This window comes from Pseudomonas sp. GNP014 (assembly GCF_054344005.1).
Map to the genome: position 1 here is coordinate 5,527,329 of NZ_JBTGUS010000001.1, position 23,092 is coordinate 5,550,420.

The window sequence follows — 23,092 nt, forward strand, 5'->3', positions numbered from 1 at the left end:
GAGGAATCGCCCATGTTTAAAGTCAACGAGTACTTCGACGGCACCGTCAAGTCGATCGCCTTTGGCACTGCTGAAGGTCCGGCGACCATCGGCGTCATGGCCCCGGGCGAATACGAATTCGGCACCAGCCAGCGCGAAATCATGCACGTCGTTTCCGGCGCTCTGACGGTCAAACTGCCGGACAGCAACGACTGGGAAACCTTCGCCGCCGGCAGCCAGTTCAAAGTTCCGGCCAACAGCAAGTTCCAGCTGAAAGTCGCCGTCGACACCGCTTACCTGTGCGAATACCGCGGCTGATACTGCGGTTTTTCCCGGCGCAAAAAATGCCCGTGTCCAAGGACACGGGCATTTTCATTTCAGGGCCGGTTACTCGAGGATCTCCACCGGCATTCCGACTTGCAGCTGACCCTTGCTGTCGTTGACCAGATTCTGCCCGAACATTGCGCCGTCGGCCTGGGCACGGTATTTCTGCAAGGTCGCCAGCGGTTCGCGATCGGCACTGCGCTCGCCGGTCTGCGGATCGATGGTGGTCAGAATGCACCGCGAGCACGGCTTCACGACCCGGAACTCAACATCACCGATACGGATCCGCTTCCAGCCATCCTCGGCGAACGCCTCGCTGCCCTCGATCACCAGATTCGGTCGGAAACGCAGCATCTCCAGCGGCCGCCCAACCTTTTGTACCAGGTCCTGCAACGACGCCTCACCGATCAGCAACAACGGGAAGCCGTCGGCAAACGCAACCTGGTCGTCCTCATGGCCATAACCGGATTGAGTCATGCGAGCGCGACTCAGTGGCACCTGCACCAGCCGCGTGGGTTTGCCAATGAACTCGCTGACCCAGCGGGCCGCGTCGTCGCCGGCATCCGGAACGCGCAAGGTATCGCGCCAGATGGTCACGCCGCGCAGGTCGGAATCAGCCTCAGGCAATGGCACCTCCAGCGCTGCATGCCCGGGAGCGCTCAGGGTCAACCCGCCCTGCGCATTCCACAGCGCCGCCAGCTGGCTCATTTTCGCTTCGGCGCGCTGGGTCAGGAACCGTCCGCTGGCCTCGTCCACCAGCATCCAGCGGCGGTCACCTTCAAGGCCCAGTTTGTCCAGGCCAATCGATTGCAGAATCTCGGGCTTGCCGGATTTCAACGGGTAACGATAAAGCGCGCTCAGACGCAGCATGGCCAGCTCCCTGGTGGCTAAAGAAAGCCACCCTATACGAGCTTTATCTGCGAATCAAAGCCTGAGATCGGGCACTGCACGACAACGCAGGCGCAGCGTCGCTTCACTCGACAGCGCCTACGCATGCCGTGGGGTGGTGTGATCAGGCCGGCACTTCATCCAGCATCAGACGCTGACGCACTACATCGACCAGTTTGTCCGGCTGGAATTTGGAGAGGAAGTTGTCACAGCCGACCTTCTTCACCATCGAGTCGTTGAAACTGCCCGACAGCGACGTGTGCAACACCACGTACAGCCCACGCAGGCGCGGGTCATTACGGATTTCGGTGGTCAGGCGATAGCCGTCCATTTCCGGCATTTCCGCGTCGGTGAAGACCATCAGCAATTTGTCGGTCATGTTCACGCCGGTGTCAGCCCAGGCCTTAAGCATGTTCAGCGCTTTCAGACCGTCGCTGGCAATGTGCATTTTCACCCCGAGCTGGCCGAGGGTGTCGCGCAATTGCGAGAGCGCCACGTTGGAGTCGTCCACCAGCAGCACTTCACGGCCACGGGCGCGCTCCAGCACCGGATCATCGAGTTTGTCGCGGGACACCTTGGCGTTGTACGGGACGATTTCGGCGAGCACTTTCTCGACGTCGATGATTTCCACCAGTTGATCGTCGACCTTGCTGATAGCCGTCAGGTAATGCTGGCGGCCGGCGCTGGTCGGCGGCGGCAGGATCGCTTCCCAGTTCATGTTGACGATGCGGTCCACGCCACCGACCAGGAACGCCTGCACCGAACGGTTGTACTCGGTCACGATAATCGTGCTGTTCGGCCCGGGCACCAACGGACGCATGCCGATCGCCTGGGACAGGTCGATCACCGGCAAGGTCTGCCCGCGCAGATTGACCACACCGCACACGAACGGGTGACGTTGTGGCATCAAGGTCAGTTTCGGCAGTTGCAGGACTTCCTGCACCTTGAACACGTTGATTGCGAACAATTGGCGTCCGGCCAGTCGAAACATGAGAATTTCCAGGCGATTCTCACCCACCAGTTGCGTGCGTTGGTCTACCGTGTCGAGAATGCCGGCCATCAATGACTCCTGGGCTTGTTCTGTTGAATTCACTAAGAAGGGTTATCGGCGGTAAATAACGAATCTTGATTCCCGCAAAATTCGCCATCAAAATGCCACAGCTGGGCATTGATGTCACATTAACATCATGCTTTACTGGCTCTCGTGATTTCATCTGCTACAGTCCTGACGGCGCGACCTCGGTTCGCACGTTAGGTTCCCGCGCCTAAGGGATTCCCCTAGTCACAATCAGGCCCAACCTGATGTTCGCAATATCCAATAGCCATTAATGTGACGCCATTCTCATTGCATGAACGGAGTCAGGCTATTGTGTGCGATCGCAGGTCAGTGGAAACACATCCTCTCGAAACCCCGGATCTGTGCACCTGCGCAGTGGGGCGCGATCTCGCGACGGTGCATGATCGTCGGCACACACGGCATTCCCTCATCAGACATGACGTTGTGGAGATAAGCATGCCTATCGACCGTAAAGAGTGGACCCAGCGGTTCCCCGAATTTCTTGTCGAGGCCGAAACGCTCCTGGCCAAGTCCGAAGAATGCCTCAGTCACCTGCAACTGATCAGCAATGACAAGGACGCCATCGACTGCATGCTCAGCACGCTGCTCAAACTCGCGAGCCGGGCCCAGGCCCTGGCGCTTGAGGCGGTGTCCGAGTTTTCCCTGAATATCCACGATCTGCTCATTCAGGCCCAGGATCAGATCGACCTGCACGAACAGGCGCTGCAAGCCTTGCAGGACTGCCTGACCTTGATGGCCTGGCAGCTTGAGCTGGTCGATCCAAGCACCGGCCAGCTGAGCCTCGATGAAAGCGAACAGGCTTCGCTGATCGAGGCATTTGCCTTCCAGGTCGGCCAGACCCGGTTCCAGCCAGCCATGACGGGCAAACGTTTGGCGCCCCTTTCCTGGTCGGAGCGACAGGCCTGACCGGCGCGAGTACACACTGAGCTGCTCAGTGAGACTGCCATGCCACATGTCGCAAATGAATAGTTCATACCTGCCAGCGACATAACGAATTAAATAATTGCGCCTGACCGAGACGGATCTTTTCCGGCGACCTCAGGGTTTTCCTGTGTGCAGCTAAAGCCATCAACTTGCGCTGCCGGCGATATCCACGCAAGACAATTAAACGGGGTTTCCATAATGGAACTCGCGTCCAACACGGCGTAATTCCTGACTCATTGGACATATATAGCAAACGCGACCAACGGTATCTTAAGTGGTATTATGCCGCCCATTAGTTGCTTTCAATTAATGGCACAGTGACTTCAGTGATCGACAATCATGCAAAGTTTGCCGTCAACTATCGCTTACTGATCCGCATTGAAACCAATAACATTATTGACAGTATTTCCAGACAGAGATCCGCCCGCGACCGGTCGATCTACCCGCAGCGAACATCCATTGGCTCCATCCGTTATGTACGCCAGCCTCAAGTCAATCATCACATGGCCACCTTCCCGGGAAAACGCCCGCCGGTTCACACTCATACTGTGTATCGCGGCAGCGCTTGGCAGTCTGCTGACCTATGGTTTTTCCGCGCCCGTTCACGTCGGGCTGCTGCTGCTCAACTTCGCCGCGACCGCGTGTGTCTGGGTGCAATATCGACTGTCGCGCAAATCGATCAAGTTCCAGCCACAGGAACTCGCCGACCGCTTGCTGGAAGTTCAGGAAAACGAGCGTCACCGACTCAGTCGCGAACTGCACGACGATATCGGTCAATTGCTGACGGCCGCCAAGCTGCAGAGTGAGTGGCTGAAAAGGCGAATACCGGAAGATCTGCAGGAACACTGCACAACCCTGTGCGACACCCTGGAAGAAACGCTGAACAAAGTGCGCGATGTTTCGGCCATTCTCAATCCACGACAGTTGACCAGTCTCGGTCTTGAAGCCAGCCTGCGTGCGCACTTGCTCAAGACCATGGCCAACACCAATGTGCACTGGAGCCTTGATTGCCAGCAGCGGCTCAATGGCATTCCGGAAGAAATGGCGGTCGCCGCCTTTCGAATCACCCAGGAAGCGGTCACCAATATTCTGCGTCACGCCCAGGCGAAAAATCTGCTGATTCGTGTACAACGGTTGCCGCAAGGCCTGACGTTGCTGATCAGCGATGACGGTCAGGGGTTCGCCCCGGCTGTCGATCCCGGGCGAGAAGGACAACGCGGCATGGCCGGGATGGCCGAACGGATCGAGCAACTGGGTGGCACCCTGAGCGTCAGCAGTGAGCCTGGCAAAGGCACTCGAATCGAAGCACTCTTCCCCTGGGCGCCGCGGGCACTCGAGCGGGCCAGTACGAATAAGGTTATGCGTTGACTTGCAACTTACTTCTGGTGGATGACCACTCGCTGATCAGGGCCGGCGTGCGCGCTCTGGTGCTGGATATTCCCGGTTACGCGGTGATTGGCGAAGCCAATGACGGCTCGCAGTTGCTCGAAATGGTCGAGCAACTGAATCCCGATATCGTGTTGCTGGATATCTCCATGAAAGAAACCGGCGGCCTGGAAGCCCTGCAACGGCTCAAACGCGTGCGCCCGCAGAGCAAAGTGCTGATCCTGTCGATGCACACCGACCCCGCCCTGATCATGCAGGCGCTGGAGTCCGGCGCCCACGGCTACCTGCTCAAGGACACCACGGCCACCGAACTCGAACACGCGCTGGAAGCGTTGCGCAACAACGAACGCTACCTGAGTCCGGCCATCGCCCACACGGTGATCAACCAGGCACTGACCCGCAATCAGAAGCAGGCGCCGGAAACCAGCGACTCGCACAACCTGACCGCCAGACAGCTGGAAATATTGCGCCTGATCGTGCGTGGAAAATCCACGCGGGAAATCGCCAACGGCCTGGGTTTGAGCATCAAAACGGTAGAAACCCACCGCTCGCAGATCATGAAACGCCTGCAGATCTACGACGTGGCGGGCCTGGTGCTGTTCGCCGTACGTGAACAGATCATCAGTCTGGACGACTGACCGCAGGCACGCCGCTCAACAGCGGCGAGTGCTCCGGCAAATGCACGCGCAACGCTGCCGGTCGCGCCTCGAACCGCATGCTGTCGCCCTCCAGCGGCTCGCCATCGAGATTGATGTACAGCCCTTCGGCCACTTTGATTTCGACCCACGGCAAACGGGTCCGGACAAACATATTGTCGATCCCGAAACCGTCGCTGAGCAGGTTTTTCAAGGTGCCCACCAGTTCCTGCGGCGCCGGCAGGATGCTGATGTCCAGCAAGCCGTCGTCGACCAGCGCCTGGGGACACAACACGTGCCCGCCACCCGCCTGGCGACCATTGCCGATCCCCAGGGCCAGCAACTCGCCACTCCAGTGAAAGTCCGGGCCCTGCAATTCGCCGTACGCGGCATGCAACTCACTGAAACGCGACAGACCGGTAAACAGATAAGCCGCGCCGCCCAGCACCTTTTTCAGATCCTCCGAGGTATTGGCCGTCACCTGGCTGCCGAAACCGCCGGTGGCCATATTGAGAAAAATCTGCCCGCCTACTTCACCCAGATCAATATCCTTGGGCGGCACATCCAGCAGTTCAAGCGCCTCAGCCGGCTCCAGCGGAATACCCGCTGCGCGTGAAAAGTCGTTGGCAGTACCCAGCGGCAGCAGAACCAGGCTGGCCTTGCCCGGATGCGCCGCCAAGGCCTCGGCGATGTCGCGCAAAGTGCCGTCGCCGCCACCGGCAATAATCGTCCTGTAGCCGTCAGCCAGCGCCTGCTCGACCCATCGCTGGGCGTCGCCCGCTTCCCAGGTCAGACGTACCGCCAGTTCCCAGCCTTGTTGGCGCTTTTGCTCGACGGCGGTACGGACCGCCTCGTTCAACGCTTGCTTGCCATGCAGAATCAACAGCGCCCGGCGCTCACTCATAGCGTCACTCCCTGAAATGAATCGGTTGAAACATCTTGACCACTCAGACACGCAAAAAAGCCACAGGCACCGCAATTAATTCGCCCATCGGAGCACCGCGTCCTACACAGCGGTATTTTTTCGTACAAAACATACGGAATCGGCTTAATTGACCCAACTCGACCAATGCTTCAACGTGCGCAGGCGGTATCAATTTTCAATTCAACACCACACGGATGTGCATTTAATGAGTGGATACACCCCCAATACCTCCTGGCGTTCGAGCGCCGGAAGCGTCAGCAAGCGTACCGTTGAAACTGCCGGTGGTTTTTCCCATGGGAAGCCTTGAGGCGAGAATACCGGTGTGTTCGGTGCCCGGTCTGGAAGAACAACACGCGAACATCAAATCCGGTTTTGGGCAAAACACCAGAACCGCTGGAGAAGTGAATATGGAACCTCGTGTGACCGAGCTGGAAACCCACCTGAAATACATTCGGCGGGACATGGACGAGGTTCGCGGTGACGTCAAAACGATCAAGCACCGATTGGCCTACTCGGCGGGAGCAACCGCTGTTGTGCTGGCACTGCTGGGCTGGGTAGCCAATAGTCGGTTCGACCAGCTCGTAACCTTGATCAGCCATTGAGCGGGTCAATCGTGGCAGGCTTCGCTGGTATTGATCGAAGCCTGCCTTTGCAAGACGGGAGTCACCCCAAAAGGTCGCTCAGCGGAATGAAGACCACCGCATCGCCTTCAAGCAACGTTCTGCCCTCCAGCACTTCCACCAAGCCGTCTGCCCACGCGGCACTGCGAAGCACACCGGAGCTCTGGTTGCGATAAATAATCGCCCGTCCCTGTTCGAGCCGGCCCCGCAGGTATTCACGCCGACTGCCCGCCACCGGCCAGACAAAACCTGCTGGCACCGTGAACTTGAGTGGCTCGACATCCTGCACACCCTGGCGTCGCAACAGATAAGGCCGGGTCAACAACGCAAAGGTCACCAGCGTCGAGGCCGGATTACCCGGCAGACCAATGACCGGCACGTTGCGGAAATGACCGAACGTCAGGGGCTTGCCGGGCTTGATCGCCAGTTTCCACAGCGCCAGTTCACCCTCTTCGCGCAAGGCGATACCCAGAAAATCCGCTTCACCCACCGATACGCCGCCGGTGGAAAGAATCAGATCGACATCCTGCAGCTCACCCAGGCGGGCGCGGGTCGCGGCCAGGTCATCCGGAAGAATACCGGCATCGACCACCTCACAGCCCAAGCGCTGCAGCCAACTGCAGAGCACCACCCGATTGCTGTTGTAAATCTGCCCCGGCCCCAGCGCCTGACCCGGTTCGACCAACTCATCGCCGGTGGAGATTACCGCCACGCATACCTTGCGCACGACGTTCAGTCCGGCGCGCCCCAGGGACGCGCACAGACCTTGCTCGATCGGGCCAAGTCGGGTCCCCGCCGTCAGGATCAGCTCGCCGACGGTGGTTTCCTGGCCTTGCGGACGAATGTTCTGCCCGACCGCCATTGTCTCGATGAAACGTACGCGACCATCCGCCCCAACCTCGGCGTTTTCCTGCATTTCCACGCAATCGGCGCCCGGTGGCACTGGTGCGCCCGTGAAGATTCGCGCACAGGTCCCCGGGGTCAATGGCTGCGGAGCCTGTCCGGCGAACACCTTTTGACTGACCGGCATGGCTTCCCCCGTCCAGTCCGCCAGGTTGAGGGCATAACCATCCATCGCACTGTTGGGCCAAGGTGGCAAATCGAGGGTCGACACCAGATCTTCAGCCAGCACCCGCCCCTCGACCTGCGCCAGAGGCAAATACTCATGCTCTGCGATGGGCGTGGCTTCGGCCATTTCCAGCAACCGCGCCAACGCCACCTCGACAGGCAGCAAGCTACCGGTCTTGCCCGGCTTACCCACGGGATTCACAAGGCGCCGCCTGCTTCAGGTGGGTGACGAAATTGCCACGGACGGTGACGAGCGTCCAGTTGCTCACCCAGAATCCCGTCCCAGCCGGTACGCACCGCGTTGGTCGAACCCGGCAGGCAGCACACCAGCGTGCCATTGGCCAGACCGGCCAACGCCCGCGATTGCACGGTCGAGGTGCCGATATCCGCCACCGAAATCTGCCGGAACAACTCACCGAACCCGTCGACCTGCTTGTCGAGCAGACAGGCAACGGCTTCCGGCGTGCTGTCACGCCCGGTAAAACCGGTACCGCCGGTGATCAACACCACCTGCACAACGTCGTCGGCAATCCAGTTGGCAACTTGCGCGCGAATTTTGTAGAGATCATCTTTGAGCAGAACCCGTTCGGCCAAAAGATGGCCGGCGGCCGTCAAGCGGTCGACGAAGACCTGGCCTGAAGTGTCGGTTTCCAGAGTTCGGGTATCGCTGACCGTCAACACCGCTATATTGAGCGGCACGAAAGGTACATCAGCCTTGGCTTTCATAGGCTCGTCCAGTTGTAGGGGAAACAGCCCGGTGTTATATCACAGCGCCCCCATTTCCCGCCGCCCTACCGGAGAGCTGCCATGACGCTGAATACCCAATTGCCGCCCTGCTCCATCCTGCTCCTGGCAGGTGGACGCGGCCAACGCATGGGTGGCCAGGACAAAGGGTTGGTCGAGTGGCTGGGCGAGCCTTTGATCGCCCATTTGCAGCGCAAGGTGCGTGAACTGACCGATGACTTGATCATTTCCTGCAATCGCAATCGCGAGCGGTACGCACCGTTCGCCGATCAATTGGTGGTGGATGACGAAGGCGATTTTCCGGGCCCCCTGGCCGGCATTCGTGCCGGCCTGAAAGTCGCGCACCATTCGCATTTGCTGGTATTGCCGTGCGATGTGCCGCGAATCGACGCGGCACTCGTGCAAAGCATGCGCGAAGCCGCTCAATTGCAACCTGAAAAACCTTTAATGTTGCGCCACGATGAACATTGGGAACCTTTGCTCTGCGTGATTCCGGTTGCGCTTCTGCCGGCCTTCGAAACCGCCTGGAACGCCGGTGAACGCAGCCCCGGCCGGGTGATGCGCGGTCTCGGTGCCACCGCGTTGCAATGCCCGGACAATGACCCGCGGCTGGCCAACCTCAACACCCCTGAACTGTTAAGTTCGCACAACACTGTGTCAGACTGACACCATTCAAGGAACTCTCACGCCTTGTATACGTCTCAAGCTCAGTAACCAAAAGAATTCCCATTCGGAGACACACTCATGACTCAACGGACCCTCGCCACTTTCATGCTCGCACTGGGCCTGGCTACCCTCGCAGGTTGCTCGTCGCCAACAGTGATCACCTTGAATGACGGTCGCGAAATCCAGGCCGTCGACACCCCGAAATACGATGATGATTCGGGCTTCTACGAGTTCAAACAGCTGGACGGCAAAGAAACTCGCATCAACAAGGATCAGGTTCGTACCGTTAAGGAGCTGTAAGCTCCGGGTCGACACCCGATACAGAAAAGCCCGCATTCGATGCGGGCTTTTTCATGGGCGCTCGGAAAATCCGGTGATATCACCACTGCAGGGTGATTCGACTCTCGAACTCACGCAACTCACCGGTCACCGGGTCGACAAACCGCAGCCCTTGCGCCAGCAGCTTCAACGGATTGGCGTAGTCATCCTCAACATCTTTCAATACCTCCGGATAAAACGGATCGTTGCAGATACTCGCCCCCAACGCGGTCATGTGTACCCGCAGTTGATGCTTCTTGCCAGTGACCGGATACAGGCCATAACGCCATAGATCGCCGTTTTTCTCACGCACCTCAACCGCTGTTTCGGTGTTGCTGACGCCCGGCCCTTCCTGCATGCGGAAAAACGGTTCGCCATCGACCAGGCGACTTTTATGGATCAGGGGAAATTCCAGTCCGGGCAGCGCCGGCGCAATGGCTTCATAGCGTTTGTCGATCTGCCGCGTCGGGAACAGTGACTGGTACGCAGAACGGGACTGCGGATTGGCGGAAAAGATCACCAGTCCCGCCGTATGCCGGTCGATCCGGTGCAGCGGCACCAGATGGGGATTGTCGAGGCGTCGGATCAAACGGCGCAGTAATGTCTGTTCCACATACTCGCCGGCCGGCGTCACCGGCAGGAAATGCGGTTTGTCGGCCACCACCAGATGGTTATCGGCATACAGAATCGACTCGATCACCGGAATCGGTTTTTCGTCCGGCACTTCGCGAAAGTAATGAATCCGCAGGCCTTCCTTATAGGGCAGATCCACTGCAATCGGCTGTCCCTGACCATCCAGCACGCGGCCCCGGGCGATCCGGTCCAGCCATTGCTCGCGGCCGATGGCGCTGAAGTGATCGCACAGGCAGTCGAGTACGGTCAGCCAGTGACCAGGCGGCAGATAAAGCGTGCTGGCCTGATTCTGCGCAGCGGAAAATGGAGATGTGGACATACGGAAATTCGAACCCTCAATGCAGGCCGGCATTATCCAGCACGGGAGGCCACGAACCTAGCGCAGATTCCTCAGGCCGGAATCGTTTTGAGCGCAGCCGCCTCCGTGAACTCCTTGAGCCAGCGCAGCACGTCGACAGCCTCCCAGCGCCCCGGATCATACAAGGCGTACAGCAAGCCCTGATAGCCGACCACATCCAGCTGCTTGTGGTACCCGGCCCGCTGAAACAAGGCCTCGATCTCGGCAAAGCAGGTGTTGAAATGCAGTTTGTTGAACGGCGTCTTGCCTTCCGTGACCAGCCCGTCAAGGCGCAACTCGAGGACGGCCTCGCGCACCACGTCAACCGACATCCGGTTCACGCTGTTCTTCAACTGTTCGACATTGACCACGGTTCGTCCCTCTGACTCAATTACTGTATGAACATACAGTAACCGAATAAGCCGCGAGGTGCCAAGGGATGGATAAGCGTTGCGACCAGCGGGGTGAATGATTAACGCAAGAAGGCCACGACTTCATCCGCGCTGAACGGCCAGCCCAGCTCTGCGCCGGTATCGACCCGGCGCAGTACCGGAATCCGCAGGCTGTAGGCCTCAAACCATGACTCGTCGTCAGCGATATCCACCAGTTCCACCAGCAGGCCGCGCTGGACGAACTCCATCAGCATGGATTCCGCGACTTCGCACAGATGACACCCCAGGGTGCCGAACAACTGACATTCAGGAAGCATGATCGCTCAACCAAAAATTCGTGGGCTTATTCTAGGCCGCGCCTGAAAACCCGTCGAGCCACCGCCGCTCAAAGGCTGCAACCCTCCTGCAGGGGGTTGGCGCGCAAAACCCTGACGCAAATCAGTTCGCCCAGAAGCCAATTACACGATGCTCCCGGACTTTTTGCCTCTACGCTTGAGAGGTCAAAACCTGACATCGGAGCGCCCAGTGTTTGCCAATCTGTTGATTATCCTCGCCTCGTCCCTCGTGGTGATTGCCCTGTTTCGTCGGCTGCGGCTACCACCCGTGCTGGGTTACCTGTGCGTGGGTTTGCTGGTCGGGCCCAGCGCATTCGATTGGGTCAACCAGAGCGAACACCTGCCGGATGTGGCGGAGCTGGGCGTGGTGTTCCTGCTGTTTTCGCTGGGCCTGGAATTCTCTCTGTCGAAAATGATTGCCCTGCGTCAGGTGGTATTCCGTCTCGGCAGTCAGCAGGTGCTGATCAGTACGGCGCTGCTCGGTCTGTTGCTGATGCTGCTGGGCATGTCCGCGACGCCCGCGCTGCTGCTCGGCGCCGGGCTTTCGTTGTCTTCCACGGCGATCGTCACCAAGGAACTTGGCAGCCTCGGTGAAGTGTTCAGCAGCCACGGGCAGAACGCCGTGGGTGTCTTGCTGTTTCAGGACGTGGTCGCGGTGCTGCTGTTGACGCTGGTGCCGGTGTTCGCTGGCAGCAGCACTCAGGCGTGGTACTGGGCCTTGCCACTGACGTTGTTGAAAACCGTGCTGCTGTTTGTCGGCCTGCTGCTGGCCAGCCGCTGGTTGTTGCCGCGTCTTTTCCATGAAGTGGCGGCGTCACGCTCGGCAGAATTGTTCGTGCTGCTGGCGCTGGTGATCGTGCTGCTGACCGCTTGGCTGACTCACCTGCTGGGGCTGTCGCCGGCCCTCGGCGCATTTCTCGCCGGCATGTTGCTGGGCGAAAGCCATTATCGCCATCAGATCGAGGCGGACATCCGGCCTTTCCGCGACATTTTGCTCGGGGTGTTTTTTGTCAGCATCGGCATGCTGATCGACCTGCAACTGTTCGTCAGTCACAGCTTGCTGATCCTCGGTCTCACCTTGGGCTTGATGGTGATCAAGGGCCTCGTCGTGGCCCTTTTGGTGAAGTGGCGCGGCAGCGACAGCGAAACGGCCTGGCGCAGTGGTCTGGCCCTCGCCCAGGGTGGCGAGTTCTGTTTCGCGCTGATGGCGCAAATGCAACAAAACAGCCTGCTGCCCGACAGGTTGGGCGCCCTGCTGCTGGCAACCACCTTTTGCTCGATGGTACTGACGCCGCTGTTACTGCGCGCAGCCCCGCGCATTGCCGCGACCTTGCACCGCAAGCCCAATCAGGAAGCGCAGATCGAAGAAATCAGTGCGCTCAATGCCGACCTCGACAAGCATGTGGTGATCTGCGGCTACGGACGGGTCGGCCAGTCGATCGGCCGGTTCATGCGTAACGCGCAACAGCCTTACATTGCGCTGGACAACGATCCGGTGCGCGTTCAGGAAGCCGCAAGCGGGGACAGCGACGTGCACTACGGCGATTCGACACGCGGCGATCTACTCACCGCCGTCGGCCTGCTGCGTGCCAGGTTGCTGGTGATCGCCGTGGACCAGAGTGACGTCGCGCTGCGCATCCTCACGCAAGCACGCCGGCTCAACGCCCATGTACCGATTCTGGTGCGCACGCGCGACGACAGCCAATGGGCGGAACTGAAAGCTGCCGGCGCCACCGAGGTGGTGCCGGAGCTGTTGGAGTCGAGCCTGATGCTCGCCTCACATGCCTTGATCATGCTGGGTCTGCCGGCGCATCAGGTGCAGGAGAAAGTCGATCAGGTGCGCATCGATCGCTACCGTCTGTTGCACGGTTTTTATCCCGGTGCCGACGATGTGGAAACCTAATCCTGACTCACCGCGCCAATTTTGTGCAGCGACAGATCGGCGCCGTAATACTCTTGCTCCTGACTCAGGCGCAATCCGTGCAGCGCCTTGATCACGCCGTAAACGGCGAAGCCGCCGATCAGTGCCACTGCCACACCGAGGGCGCTGCCGATCAACTGGCTGATCAGGCTGACACCGCCCAGACCGCCAAGCGCCGTCTGACCGAAGATGCCACAGGCAATGCCGCCCCACACCCCGCACAAACCGTGCAATGGCCACACGCCCAGCACGTCGTCGATGCGCCATTTCACCTGCGCGGCGGTAAAGCACCAGACAAACAGCGCCCCGGCAATCGCCCCAGTCAGCAGCGCGCCGACCGGATGCATCAGATCGGAGCCCGCGCAAACCGCCACCAGTCCGGCCAGCGGGCCGTTGTGCAGGAAACCCGGGTCATTGCGTCCGACGATCAACGCCGCCACCGTGCCGCCGACCATTGCCATCAACGAGTTGACCGCCACCAGGCCACTGACGCCCTGCAGGGTCTGCGCACTCATCACGTTAAAGCCGAACCAGCCGACAATCAGAATCCACGAGCCCAGCGCCAGAAACGGAATGCTTGACGGCGCGAACGCCACCAGTTTTCCATCGCGGTAACGGCCGTTGCGCGGGCCGAGCAGCAGCACCGCTGCCAGCGCCAGCCATCCCCCCATGGCGTGCACCACCACGGAACCGGCGAAATCATGGAAGGCTGCGCCAAACTGCGCGGTCAACCAGGCTTGCAGGCCGTAGTTGCCGTTCCAGATCATCCCCTCGAAAAACGGATAGATGAACGCCACAATCAACGCCGTGGCACACAACTGCGGAACAAACCGGGCACGCTCGGCGATGCCGCCGGAAATGATCGCCGGGATCGCTGCCGCGAAAGTCAGCAGGAAGAAAAACTTCACCAGCCCATACCCATGATCAGCGCTCAAAACGGCCGCTGGCTGCATGAACGTCACACCGTAGGAGATCCAATAGCCTATAAAGAAATAGGCCAGGGTCGAGACGGCAAAATCACTGAGGATTTTCGACAACGCGTTGACCTGGTTTTTCTGGCGAACCGTACCGACCTCCAGAAAAGCGAAACCGGCGTGCATCGCCAGCACCATCACCGCACCGATCAGAATGAACAATGTATTGGAGCTGTGCACCAGTGTGTCCACAGCACTTTGCAGATTTTCCATGGAGAGGCAGACCTGAAGGAAAAAAGAGCACCAAAGCGGTTCATGCGGGCATTTCATGCACCAAGTTGCGACCGCCCGGTCAGGGATCCGCAGATTCGCTGTACCGTTTTGGCGCACGAGGTCGATGTCCTGACACGAACCGGGATTATTTGAGTTAAGGTTTTCCGGCATGCACGCCCGGCAACAGCGCACGACTGCCGGACGACGCACCAGCACACAGCAAAAGTTGTACCAGTCATTTGTAATGAACCTTCGCGCAAGGCTCATACTCGAACGCTTCAGACGCCACTTACGGAGATCCACCCATGGCCAGCATCAAGGCAAAGACTGCTCAAGAAATCCTGATGAACGACTTCCAGACGTTGGTTGCCGACACCGAACGGTTGCTCGAGCACACCGCGACCCTGGCCGGTGATCAGGCGGATGAGTTGCGTGAGCAGATTCACGACAGCCTGCTGCGTGCCCGCGAGACCCTGAAACTGACTGAAGAGACGTTGCGTGATCGCGGTCAGGCAGCGGTCAACGCCACCGAGGATTACGTGTCGGCCAATCCGTGGCAGTCGGTCGGTATCGCTGCTGGCGTCGGCTTCCTGATTGGCCTGCTGGCCACTCGGCGCTGATCATGTCGATCGGTGAATCCGGCCCGACTGCGGGCACCGCCTCCTCCACACGGCGTCTGGGCGCCGCTGTCCTTGGTTTGCTGCACAGCCATGTCGAATTGTTCGGCATCGAGTTGCAGGAGCAGAAATCCCGTACCGTCAGCCTGCTGTTGTTTGCGGGTCTGGCGCTGGTGTTTGCGCTGCTGTTGCTGGTCGGCCTGTCAGCCCTGGTGTTGATCCTGCTCTGGGACACCTACCGGCTGGCCGGGATTATCGGCCTGTGCGTGTTCTACACCCTGGCGGCAATCTTCTGCGGGCTGCGCCTCAAGGCAGCAATCTTCGATGAATCCTCACCCTTCCACGGTACGCTGGAAGAGCTGGCCAACGACCGGGAGCGCCTGTTGCCATGAGCCTGCCTGAACTGCCTCACAACAGCTCGCGCCGGGAAATGCGCAAGGCGCTGATTCGCCTGCGCATGGAAATGCATCGCCAGGAAATCCGCCACGAAGCCGGACAGGTCCTGCAACCGTTGCAGCGCGTGCGCGGCATGACGCAAAACCTGCACGACGGCTTCGGCATCAAACACGCGCCGTTATGGGGCGTAGCCGCTGTCACTCTGCTGGGCTTCATTACCGGCAAAGGCGCGAAAAGCGGTGGTATCAGTGGCCTGACGCGGTTGATCCGACTCGGGACCAGCCTCGGACCACTGATCAAACTGGTCATGCAAAGCTCGGCCAAGCGTTAAACCGACACATCTGGCTGCATTCTTGCAATATCACCGGGATGAACCTCTTTTATCGAGAGGTTCGATCCCTGCACGCCTACCCGGTCGACAGGGTTCAATCAGAACAAGAACGACTAAGGAGGCCCCGTGATCGACGGGCAACCGCTCGCCTGCTTTCAGCCTTTCATCGACACCGCCACCGGCCGTATAGCAGGCGTCGAAGCACTGGGTCGTCTGCGCCAGAATGACGGTCAACTGACCTCGGTCGGACCGCTGTTCGCCGATCCGCGTACGCCGGCAGTCGCCCTGCGGCGTCTCGACCGGCAAATCCGCGACAACGCTCTGAGCCGTTTGCACCAAGCACCGGCGGACTGGTTTCTCAGCCTGAACATGTCGCCGCGCTGGATCAGTCGCCTGCGCCCCGATCAAGCCTTGCCCAGCCTCAAGCAACTGGCGCGTCACGGAGTCGATGCGCAGCGCATTGTGTTCGAGATCACCGAGTTGGGTGGCAACAGTCAGCGTTTGGCCGAAGTGGTCGCCCGCTACCGCGAGGCCGGGGCGAGAATCGCCATTGATGACTTTGGTGCCGGCTACTCGCAACTCGATCGCGTGCTCGCGCTACAGCCGGACATCCTCAAACTCGACATGCGCCTGTTCCAGGCCGCCGCACGAGGCGGGCCGAGCAGTGACGTGGTCAAGGCGCTGGCACAGATGGCCGAGAAGACGGGTTGCTGGATCATCGCCGAAGGCGTCGAGACTGAAGCCCAACTGAATTTCGCCCTCGAGTGCGGCTCACGTTATGTGCAGGGTTTTCTGTTCGCGCGGGCGCAGGAAGCCTTTTTTGCTACCGACGCGTTTGTGCCGCGCTTCGCCGAGTTGCGCCAGCGTTATGTCCAACAGAAACTCGCTGAGCGCGGGCGCTTGATGCGGATGCGCCAGCAACTGGCGGAATTGATGGCGATCCTGCAGGGCTGGGCGCAGGCCCATGCACCTCTCAGCGCCCTGCCCCATCTGGAGGCGTTTCCCTGGCTGCTGCGGTTTTACCAATGCGACCGCCACGGTACGCAGCTGACTCCGAACCTGGAGTGGCGGCACCATGGCTGGGTCGCCGACAACCGGTACCTGGGGCATAACTGGTCATGGCGACCCTACTTCTATCATTTGCTGGCCGAGGGCTGGGAAGAACGTCGCCTGACCCTGTCCAGCACCTACCGCGATGCCACCAGCAATCAGTACTGCCTGACGGCCGGGCAGTTTTTCGATAACGGCGAGCGGCTGCTGTTGATCGATATTGATGCGGCGGGGCTGTAGTTCCGCTTGCAGGTGGCAGCATGAACCGGGAAGCTAGGGCAACAGTCACTTTGACGGAGAGAACCAGCCTTGGATTGGCAAACCCTGCTCAACCGCGAACGCCTCGGAAAACCGCTGCACAGCCCGCAAGAACTGGGTCGCAGCCCTTTTCACAAAGACCATGACCGCATCATTTTCTCCGGTGCCTTTCGCCGCCTCGGGCGCAAGACCCAAGTGCACCCTGTGTCGAGCAACGACCATATCCACACACGCCTGACCCATTCACTGGAAGTCAGTTGCGTGGGCCGTTCGCTGGGCATGCGCGTTGGCGAAACCCTGCGCAATGCCCTGCCCGAATGGTGCGATCCCAGCGATCTGGGAATGGTCGTGCAATCGGCCTGCCTGGCCCACGACATTGGCAATCCGCCCTTCGGCCACTCCGGGGAAGATGCCATTCGCCACTGGTTCCAGCAGGCCGCCGGGCGCGGTTGGCTCGATGGCATGAGCGAGGCAGAACGTGCTGACTTCCTCAATTTCGAAGGCAATGCCCAAGGCTTCCGGGTGCTCACGCAGCTTGAGTACCATCAGTTTGACGGCGGTACGCGACTGACCTACGCCACCCTCGGCACGTATTTGAAGTACCCGTGGACCGCGCGTCACGCCGACTCCCTCGGCTACAAGAAGCACAAGTTCGGCTGCTATCAGAGCGAGTTGCCGTTACTCGAGCAGATTGCCCACAAGCTCGGCCTGCCTCAACTGGAAGACCAGCGCTGGGCGCGGCATCCATTGGTGTACCTGATGGAAGCCGCCGACGATATCTGCTACGCGCTGATTGACCTCGAAGATGGTCTGGAGATGGACCTGCTCGATTACAGCGAAGTCGAATCGCTGCTGCTGGGGCTGGTCGGTGACGACCTGCCGGAAACCTACCGGCAACTCGGTCCGCAGGATTCGCGCCGACGCAAACTGGCGATTCTGCGCGGCAAGGCCATCGAACATTTGACCAATGCTGCGGCCCGGGCCTTCGTCGAGCAGCAGGATGCCCTGCTCGACGGCACGCTGCACGGCGATCTGGTTGAGCACATGCACGGACCGGCCAAGCGCTGCGTGTTGAACGCCAAGGACATCGCCCGCAAGAAGATCTTCCAGGACAAACGCAAGACCCTGCACGAAATCGGCGCCTATACGACGCTGGAAATCCTGCTGAATGCCTTCTGCGGGGCTGCCCTGGAGCAACACAACGGCCGTACGCCTTCCTTCAAGAGCCGGCGCATCCTCGACTTGCTGGGCAACAATGCGCCGGACCCACACGGTTCGTTGCACACCTCGTTTCTGCGCATGATCGACTTTATCGCCGGCATGACCGACAGCTACGCCAGCGACATGGCCATGGAGATGACCGGGCGCTCCAGTCATTGATCCTGACGTATTCAGCCGGCGCTCTTGGCCGGTTGAATACGGGCTGTTTCATGTACAGCGTTAATGTGGTCAACGTTGTTTCCCCAGGGCTGCGGTATTTTTATTCACCGCCCAGACATTTACACAAACAAATAATAAACAACTGACACAACACCAACCGCCCCTCTAAAACCATTAATCCGCCGCATTTGCAAAACATCCAATGCCAACTATAAGCCAATTAAAAAATTGAGCATCCTTACGCCAAACCCGGATTAGTCGTAGTCCCTTTCCTCATTAGTTGTAGGAATTATCTGATAACGCAAGTGAGTTCATGACAGTTCATGCGAGTGCTCATTCATCTGAGCTAAGGTGCGCCCTTTATTCGTGCTTGTATGGGATTTGATTATGAACTCCGTTTTTATTGTCGACGACCACCCGGTCATCCGTCTCGCCGTTCGAATGCTGCTGGAGCATGAGGGTTACAAGGTCGTCGGTGAAACCGATAACGGGGTCGATGCCATGCAGATGGTGCGCGAGTGCATGCCAGACCTGATCATTCTCGACATCAGCATTCCCAAGCTCGACGGCCTTGAGGTATTGGCCCGATTCAACGCCATGAGTTCGCCATTGAAAACCCTGGTACTCACTGCTCAATGTCCAACGCTGTTCGGCGTTCGCTGCATGCAATCCGGCGCATCAGGTTATGTGTGTAAACAAGAGGACTTGAGCGAACTGGTCAGTGCAATCAAAGCCGTACTTTCTGGCTACAACTATTTCCCCAGCCAGGCATTGAACCCGGTTCGCAGCGACGATATTCGTTATGCCGAACTGGAATTATTCAAGTCCGTCAACGATCGCGAATTGATGGTGCTTCAACTCTTTGCACAAGGCCGCACCAATAAGGAAATCGCCAAGGGCATGTTCTTGAGCAACAAGACCGTCAGCACTTACAAGAAGCGGTTGATGCAAAAGCTCAAAGCCAGATCCCTTGTCGAACTTATCGAGATGGCCAAACGAAACGCACTCGTGTGAGACCCCGCATGCCCAGTCGTTTAAAGGACTATTTAGTTGCGTTGAGCGTTGCTCTTTTTTTGAGTACCTACGCCTTTGCCATGCCCAACGCGGCACCGGACTATGCCCTGCTCAGCCGGTCTTCAGGCGAGGCGGTGCCGGTCATCTTCGAACAGTCCCAACGCGTGTGGCTGAGTGCTCGTAAAGAATTGATACTGGGCACCTCTGCACCCGACTATCCGCCTTTTGACATGACTGTCAGCGGCAAGGACTACGAAGGTCTGACGGCCGACTACGCCGGACTCCTCAGTCAGGCCACCGGCTTGCCGATCCGTGTCATGCGCTTTGCCTCCCGGGACGCAGCGATACGCGCCCTGGTCGATGGCCAGATCGATCTGCTCGGCACCGCGAACGCTTTCGAGGCGGGCAACGCGAACCTCGCGCTGACGGTGCCCTACGCGAGGGATCAGCCGGCGCTGGTCACCCGTGAAGACGAAACCCGCTCCCTGGCCCAAGGCCTGGCCGGACTGCGCCTGAGCATGGTCTATCACTATCTGCCGTTGCACGAGGTCAAGGCGCTGTACCCCAAAGCGCTCATCACTTGTTATCCCTCCTACCAGAATGCCATCAATGCGGTTGCCTTCGATCAGGCCGACGTGTTTCTCGGCGACATCGTTTCCACCCAATACATGGTCAACAAGGGCTACCTGAATAACGTGCGCATGGCCAATTTCGGCAAGCAGGAAACCCGGGGATTCAGCTTTGCCATACGGCGCAACAATCCGCAGTTGCTGTCGATCATCGACACCGTACTCAATGCCGTACCCAGGAGCGAACGCGATAACATCGCCAAGCGCTGGAGTGCCGGCAGTGACCTGTTGCTGACCGACCAGAAACTGCAACTGACCCAGCGTGAAGAAACCTGGATCAAACAGCACCCCGTGGTGAGTGTGGTGGTGAATGAAGCGCTGGCACCGCTGACGTTCTTCGACAGCGGCGGCAATTTACGCGGTATCAGCGCCGACCTGCTCGAACTGATCCGTTTGCGCACAGGCCTGCGCTTCGACATCCGGCGCAGTCGCAACGACGCGGAAATGATCCGGCAAATAGACAGTCACCAGGCCGATCTGATTGCCGCGTTGTTGCCGTCCGCCGAACGCGAGCAAACCCTGAACTTCAGTCGCCCGTACCTGGAAAATTCCTATGTCCTGTTGACCCGCAAGAGCGCCGATGGTCCGACAAACCTGAGCCAGCTCAAGGGCAAACAACTGGCGATTGCCCAAGGCAATCCAATGGTCGAGTACTTGCGCCGGGAGTTTCCCCTCATCCAGTTGATCGAGACGCCGGACACCTTCAGCGCGGTCTCGCTGCTCGCCGAAAAGCATGTCGATGGCGCGGTGAACTCACTGGTGATCGCCAACTACTTCATCTCTTCGCGGATCTTTGATCAGGCGCTGCAAATCACCACCACCATCGGCACCAGCCAGGCCGCGTTCTCATTGGCAACAGCGCGGGACAACACCGAACTGGTCTCGATCATCAACAAGGCGTTGCTGAGCATCGCCCCCGAGGAACTGGGGGTGATCAACGGTCGCTGGCGCGGCTACTCCACCTCGCAGAATATCTGGCGCAATTATCAGCGCCTGTTTTATCAAGTGATCGGCGCCGCCGGGCTGGTTCTCCTGCTGTTACTGGCGTGGAACGCCTACATGCGTCACCAGATCAAGCAACGCCAGGCAGCCGAGCGCGCCCTGAACGATCAGTTCGAGTTCATGCGCTCGCTGGTCAACGGCACACCGCACCCCATTTACGTTCGCGATCGCGAAGGCCTGCTGCAAAGCTGCAATGACAGCTACCTCGAAGCATTCAACGCCAGGCGCGAGGACGTCATCGGCAAAAGCGTGATTGAGGGCTCCCTGAGCAACGCGTTCGAAGCCCAGGCCTTTGAGGCCGATTACCGCCGCGTCGTAGCCGAAGGCACGCCGTTGATACTTGACCGCCCCCTGCACATCGGCAACCGCCGCCTGACCATCTATCACTGGATTCTCCCGTATCGTGATTCCAGTGGAGCCGTCAAAGGCGTCATCGGTGGCTGGATCGACATCAGTGAGCGCCGCCAGCTCTTCGAGGAACTGCGCGCGGCCAAAGAGCGCGCCGATGAAGCCAACCGGGCGAAAAGCACGTTTCTGGCCACCATGAGCCACGAGATCCGCACACCGATGAATGCGGTGATCGGCATGCTCGAACTGACACTCCGACGCATGGATCAACAACACCCGGATCGCACGTCCATCGATACCGCCTACCACTCGGCCAAAGACCTCCTCGGTCTGATCGGCGACATTCTCGACATTGCCCGGATCGAATCCGGACGCCTGAGCCTGTGCCCGGAGCGGGTCAACCTGGTCGAAACCGTGGCGTCCGTCACCCGAATCTTCGACGGTCTTGCACGCCAGAAGAGCCTGGCCCTGCACACGTACTTCAATCCGCCGGACCTCGCGGTCGACGTGCAACTGGATCCCCTGCGTTTCAAGCAGGTCCTGTCGAATCTGATCAGCAACGCCATCAAATTCACCGAGCAAGGCCAGATCAGAATCACCCTCGACCTCATGCAAACCGAGGCCCCTGCCCATGCGCTGATGCAACTGACCGTGCAGGACAGCGGCGTCGGCATCAGTGCCGAGGATCAGCAGCGCTTGTTCGAACCCTTTGCCCAGGCGCCAAACAGCAGTCAGCAGGCCAGAAGTGGCGCAGGCCTCGGTCTGGTGATCAGTCGCAACCTCTGCGAAATGATGGGAGGCCATCTGCAATTGAGCAGCCAGCCAGGCATCGGCACGCAGGTCTGCGTTTCTCTGCCCCTGCAAACCCTGCCGGCCCAGGCGAGCCCCCCTCAACAGGTGCCATCTATCAAGACTGCGCCGACGCCGCTGAACGTCCTCGTGGTGGACGATCACCCCGCCAATCGCCTGTTGATGTGTCAGCAACTGGAGTTTCTCGGGCATCGTTTCAGCATTGCCGAGAACGGCAGCATTGGCCTTGAGCAATGGAAGGCCGGCCAGTTCGACCTGGTCATCGTTGACTGCAACATGCCCTTGATGAACGGCTATGAACTGACTCGCGCCATTCGTCAGCATGAGCTGCTCACGCGCTGCTCGCCCTGCACCGTGCTGGGTTTCACGGCCAATGCGCAGCCCGAGGAAGTTCAGCGCTGCAAACAGGCCGGCATGGACGACTGCCTGTTCAAACCCTTGAGTCTGAGCGTGCTCGGCCAATGGGTCGATGGCATGACCCCGAAGGCACAACCGCCGGCCTTTAACCTGCAAAGTCTGAATCTGCTGTGCGGTGGCGACCCGACGCAGGCTCGGCGCCTGCTGGTTGAACTGCTCAAGAGCAGTCGTCTTGACCGGGAGGAACTGCTCGCGCTGTCGTCCGCCTCCGATCTCGGCGCACTGGCGATCGTCGCCCACAAAATCAAGGGCGCTGCCCGCATCGCCCAGGCTGCGCGGGTGATCGCCTGTTGCGATGCACTCGAACAGGCCTGCGCGCAGGCAATGTCGAGCGAAGACATCGCCCGCCATTGCGCGGCGACTGACCGGGCCATGCTCGAACTCGAACAGGCGTTACGGCAACAACTTGCCCTCGCGGATCGAAGCACGATGAGCCTGCCTTAACTATGCTTGAACGCTGAGCAGTGAGTTAACCATCAT

23 protein-coding genes and 1 pseudogene are annotated in these 23,092 nt (G+C 59.4%); 15 read left to right on the forward strand and 9 right to left on the reverse strand.

What is annotated here, in order from left to right; all coding sequences use genetic code 11:
• The first annotated feature begins 12 nt into the window (after positions 1-12).
• A complete protein-coding gene (gene ppnP, locus ACXX9E_RS24765; RefSeq protein WP_458556359.1) occupies positions 13-297 on the forward strand; it encodes a pyrimidine/purine nucleoside phosphorylase in 285 nt (94 codons plus the stop codon).
• A 69-nt stretch (positions 298-366) separates the two neighbouring features.
• Here ppnP and ACXX9E_RS24770 read toward each other — a convergent pair whose 3' ends face one another.
• Positions 367-1,173 carry an MOSC domain-containing protein gene (locus tag ACXX9E_RS24770; protein ID WP_458556360.1) on the reverse strand — a complete coding sequence of 269 codons (807 nt, stop codon included), beginning with the start codon at positions 1,171-1,173 and terminating at the stop codon, positions 367-369.
• Positions 1,174-1,315: 142 nt separating this feature from the next.
• The gene (locus tag ACXX9E_RS24775) at positions 1,316-2,251 is read right to left on the reverse strand and encodes a chemotaxis protein CheV (RefSeq protein WP_003226705.1); all 936 of its coding nucleotides are present in this window, start codon (positions 2,249-2,251) and stop codon (positions 1,316-1,318) included.
• 453 nt (positions 2,252-2,704) lie between these two features.
• Between ACXX9E_RS24775 and ACXX9E_RS24780 the strand changes: the two genes are divergently transcribed.
• The 3 genes from ACXX9E_RS24780 (at position 2,705) to ACXX9E_RS24790 (ending at position 5,217) form a co-directional block, all read left to right on the forward strand.
• The gene (locus tag ACXX9E_RS24780) at positions 2,705-3,175 is read left to right on the forward strand and encodes a hypothetical protein (RefSeq protein ID WP_123466468.1); all 471 of its coding nucleotides are present in this window, start codon (positions 2,705-2,707) and stop codon (positions 3,173-3,175) included.
• 492 nt (positions 3,176-3,667) lie between these two features.
• Entirely contained in the window at positions 3,668-4,561 is an 894-nt protein-coding gene (locus ACXX9E_RS24785; protein ID WP_123466469.1) for a sensor histidine kinase, read from the forward strand.
• Positions 4,558-5,217 carry a response regulator gene (locus ACXX9E_RS24790; protein WP_123466472.1) on the forward strand — a complete coding sequence of 220 codons (660 nt, stop codon included), beginning with the start codon at positions 4,558-4,560 and terminating at the stop codon, positions 5,215-5,217. The genes ACXX9E_RS24785 and ACXX9E_RS24790 overlap by 4 nt, the downstream gene beginning before the upstream one ends.
• Here the strand turns inward: ACXX9E_RS24790 and yegS are convergent.
• The gene (gene yegS / locus ACXX9E_RS24795) at positions 5,201-6,118 is read right to left on the reverse strand and encodes a lipid kinase YegS (RefSeq protein WP_123466474.1); all 918 of its coding nucleotides are present in this window, start codon (positions 6,116-6,118) and stop codon (positions 5,201-5,203) included. The genes ACXX9E_RS24790 and yegS overlap by 17 nt on opposite strands.
• A gap of 314 nt (positions 6,119-6,432) precedes the next feature.
• Between yegS and ACXX9E_RS24800 the strand changes: the two genes are divergently transcribed.
• The gene (locus tag ACXX9E_RS24800; RefSeq protein ID WP_259741330.1) at positions 6,433-6,741 is read left to right on the forward strand and encodes a hypothetical protein; all 309 of its coding nucleotides are present in this window, start codon (positions 6,433-6,435) and stop codon (positions 6,739-6,741) included.
• Between the two features lie 61 nt (positions 6,742-6,802).
• Here ACXX9E_RS24800 and ACXX9E_RS24805 read toward each other — a convergent pair whose 3' ends face one another.
• Both ACXX9E_RS24805 and moaB read right to left on the reverse strand, forming a co-directional pair.
• Positions 6,803-8,029 carry a molybdopterin molybdotransferase MoeA gene (locus ACXX9E_RS24805; RefSeq protein WP_458556361.1) on the reverse strand — a complete coding sequence of 409 codons (1,227 nt, stop codon included), beginning with the start codon at positions 8,027-8,029 and terminating at the stop codon, positions 6,803-6,805.
• Positions 8,013-8,553 (reverse strand): annotated as a pseudogene (moaB, locus tag ACXX9E_RS24810) (molybdenum cofactor biosynthesis protein B). Before moaB ends, ACXX9E_RS24805 begins: the two are co-directional and overlap by 17 nt.
• Positions 8,554-8,634: 81 nt before the next feature.
• On the opposite strand from moaB, the gene mobA reads away from it, so the two are divergent.
• Entirely contained in the window at positions 8,635-9,237 is a 603-nt protein-coding gene (mobA, locus tag ACXX9E_RS24815) for a molybdenum cofactor guanylyltransferase MobA (RefSeq protein ID WP_123466482.1), read from the forward strand.
• A gap of 78 nt (positions 9,238-9,315) precedes the next feature.
• On the forward strand, positions 9,316-9,537 hold the full coding sequence (locus tag ACXX9E_RS24820; protein ID WP_007908660.1) for a YgdI/YgdR family lipoprotein: 222 nt from the start codon (positions 9,316-9,318) through the stop codon (positions 9,535-9,537).
• A 79-nt stretch (positions 9,538-9,616) separates the two neighbouring features.
• Here the strand turns inward: ACXX9E_RS24820 and ACXX9E_RS24825 are convergent, their stop codons facing one another.
• From ACXX9E_RS24825 to ACXX9E_RS24835, 3 genes are all read right to left on the reverse strand, one after another.
• Entirely contained in the window at positions 9,617-10,507 is an 891-nt protein-coding gene (locus ACXX9E_RS24825; protein WP_128615825.1) for a pseudouridine synthase, read from the reverse strand.
• A gap of 71 nt (positions 10,508-10,578) precedes the next feature.
• Complete coding sequence (locus tag ACXX9E_RS24830) at positions 10,579-10,896, reverse strand: transcriptional regulator (RefSeq protein ID WP_123466484.1); 318 nt, start codon at positions 10,894-10,896, stop codon at positions 10,579-10,581.
• 101 nt (positions 10,897-10,997) lie between these two features.
• Positions 10,998-11,234: a glutaredoxin family protein gene (locus ACXX9E_RS24835; protein ID WP_458556362.1), complete on the reverse strand. Its 237-nt coding sequence runs from the start codon at positions 11,232-11,234 to the stop codon at positions 10,998-11,000.
• A gap of 208 nt (positions 11,235-11,442) precedes the next feature.
• On the opposite strand from ACXX9E_RS24835, the gene ACXX9E_RS24840 reads away from it, so the two are divergent.
• The gene (locus ACXX9E_RS24840) at positions 11,443-13,155 is read left to right on the forward strand and encodes a cation:proton antiporter (RefSeq protein WP_336347392.1); all 1,713 of its coding nucleotides are present in this window, start codon (positions 11,443-11,445) and stop codon (positions 13,153-13,155) included.
• On the opposite strand, the gene ACXX9E_RS24845 is transcribed toward ACXX9E_RS24840, so the two are convergent.
• Complete coding sequence (locus ACXX9E_RS24845) at positions 13,152-14,360, reverse strand: ammonium transporter (protein WP_128615823.1); 1,209 nt, start codon at positions 14,358-14,360, stop codon at positions 13,152-13,154. The genes ACXX9E_RS24840 and ACXX9E_RS24845 overlap by 4 nt on opposite strands.
• Positions 14,361-14,665: 305 nt before the next feature.
• On the opposite strand from ACXX9E_RS24845, the gene ACXX9E_RS24850 reads away from it, so the two are divergent.
• The 7 genes from ACXX9E_RS24850 to ACXX9E_RS24880 all read left to right on the forward strand — a co-directional run bounded on the left by ACXX9E_RS24850 (position 14,666) and on the right by ACXX9E_RS24880 (position 23,056).
• Entirely contained in the window at positions 14,666-14,980 is a 315-nt protein-coding gene (locus ACXX9E_RS24850; protein ID WP_123466492.1) for an ElaB/YgaM/YqjD family protein, read from the forward strand.
• 2 nt (positions 14,981-14,982) lie between these two features.
• Entirely contained in the window at positions 14,983-15,369 is a 387-nt protein-coding gene (locus ACXX9E_RS24855; RefSeq protein WP_123466494.1) for a phage holin family protein, read from the forward strand.
• Positions 15,366-15,704 carry a hypothetical protein gene (locus ACXX9E_RS24860; RefSeq protein ID WP_186746440.1) on the forward strand — a complete coding sequence of 113 codons (339 nt, stop codon included), beginning with the start codon at positions 15,366-15,368 and terminating at the stop codon, positions 15,702-15,704. The genes ACXX9E_RS24855 and ACXX9E_RS24860 overlap by 4 nt, the downstream gene beginning before the upstream one ends.
• A gap of 126 nt (positions 15,705-15,830) precedes the next feature.
• Complete coding sequence (locus ACXX9E_RS24865) at positions 15,831-16,994, forward strand: EAL domain-containing protein (protein ID WP_123466498.1); 1,164 nt, start codon at positions 15,831-15,833, stop codon at positions 16,992-16,994.
• A gap of 69 nt (positions 16,995-17,063) precedes the next feature.
• The gene (locus ACXX9E_RS24870; protein ID WP_123466500.1) at positions 17,064-18,392 is read left to right on the forward strand and encodes a deoxyguanosinetriphosphate triphosphohydrolase; all 1,329 of its coding nucleotides are present in this window, start codon (positions 17,064-17,066) and stop codon (positions 18,390-18,392) included.
• A gap of 387 nt (positions 18,393-18,779) precedes the next feature.
• Positions 18,780-19,406 (forward strand): response regulator transcription factor, encoded by a 627-nt coding sequence (locus tag ACXX9E_RS24875; protein WP_123466502.1) that lies wholly within the window; start codon positions 18,780-18,782, stop codon positions 19,404-19,406.
• An 8-nt stretch (positions 19,407-19,414) separates the two neighbouring features.
• Positions 19,415-23,056: a transporter substrate-binding domain-containing protein gene (locus ACXX9E_RS24880; RefSeq protein WP_458556363.1), complete on the forward strand. Its 3,642-nt coding sequence runs from the start codon at positions 19,415-19,417 to the stop codon at positions 23,054-23,056.
• Positions 23,057-23,092: the final 36 nt, after the last annotated feature.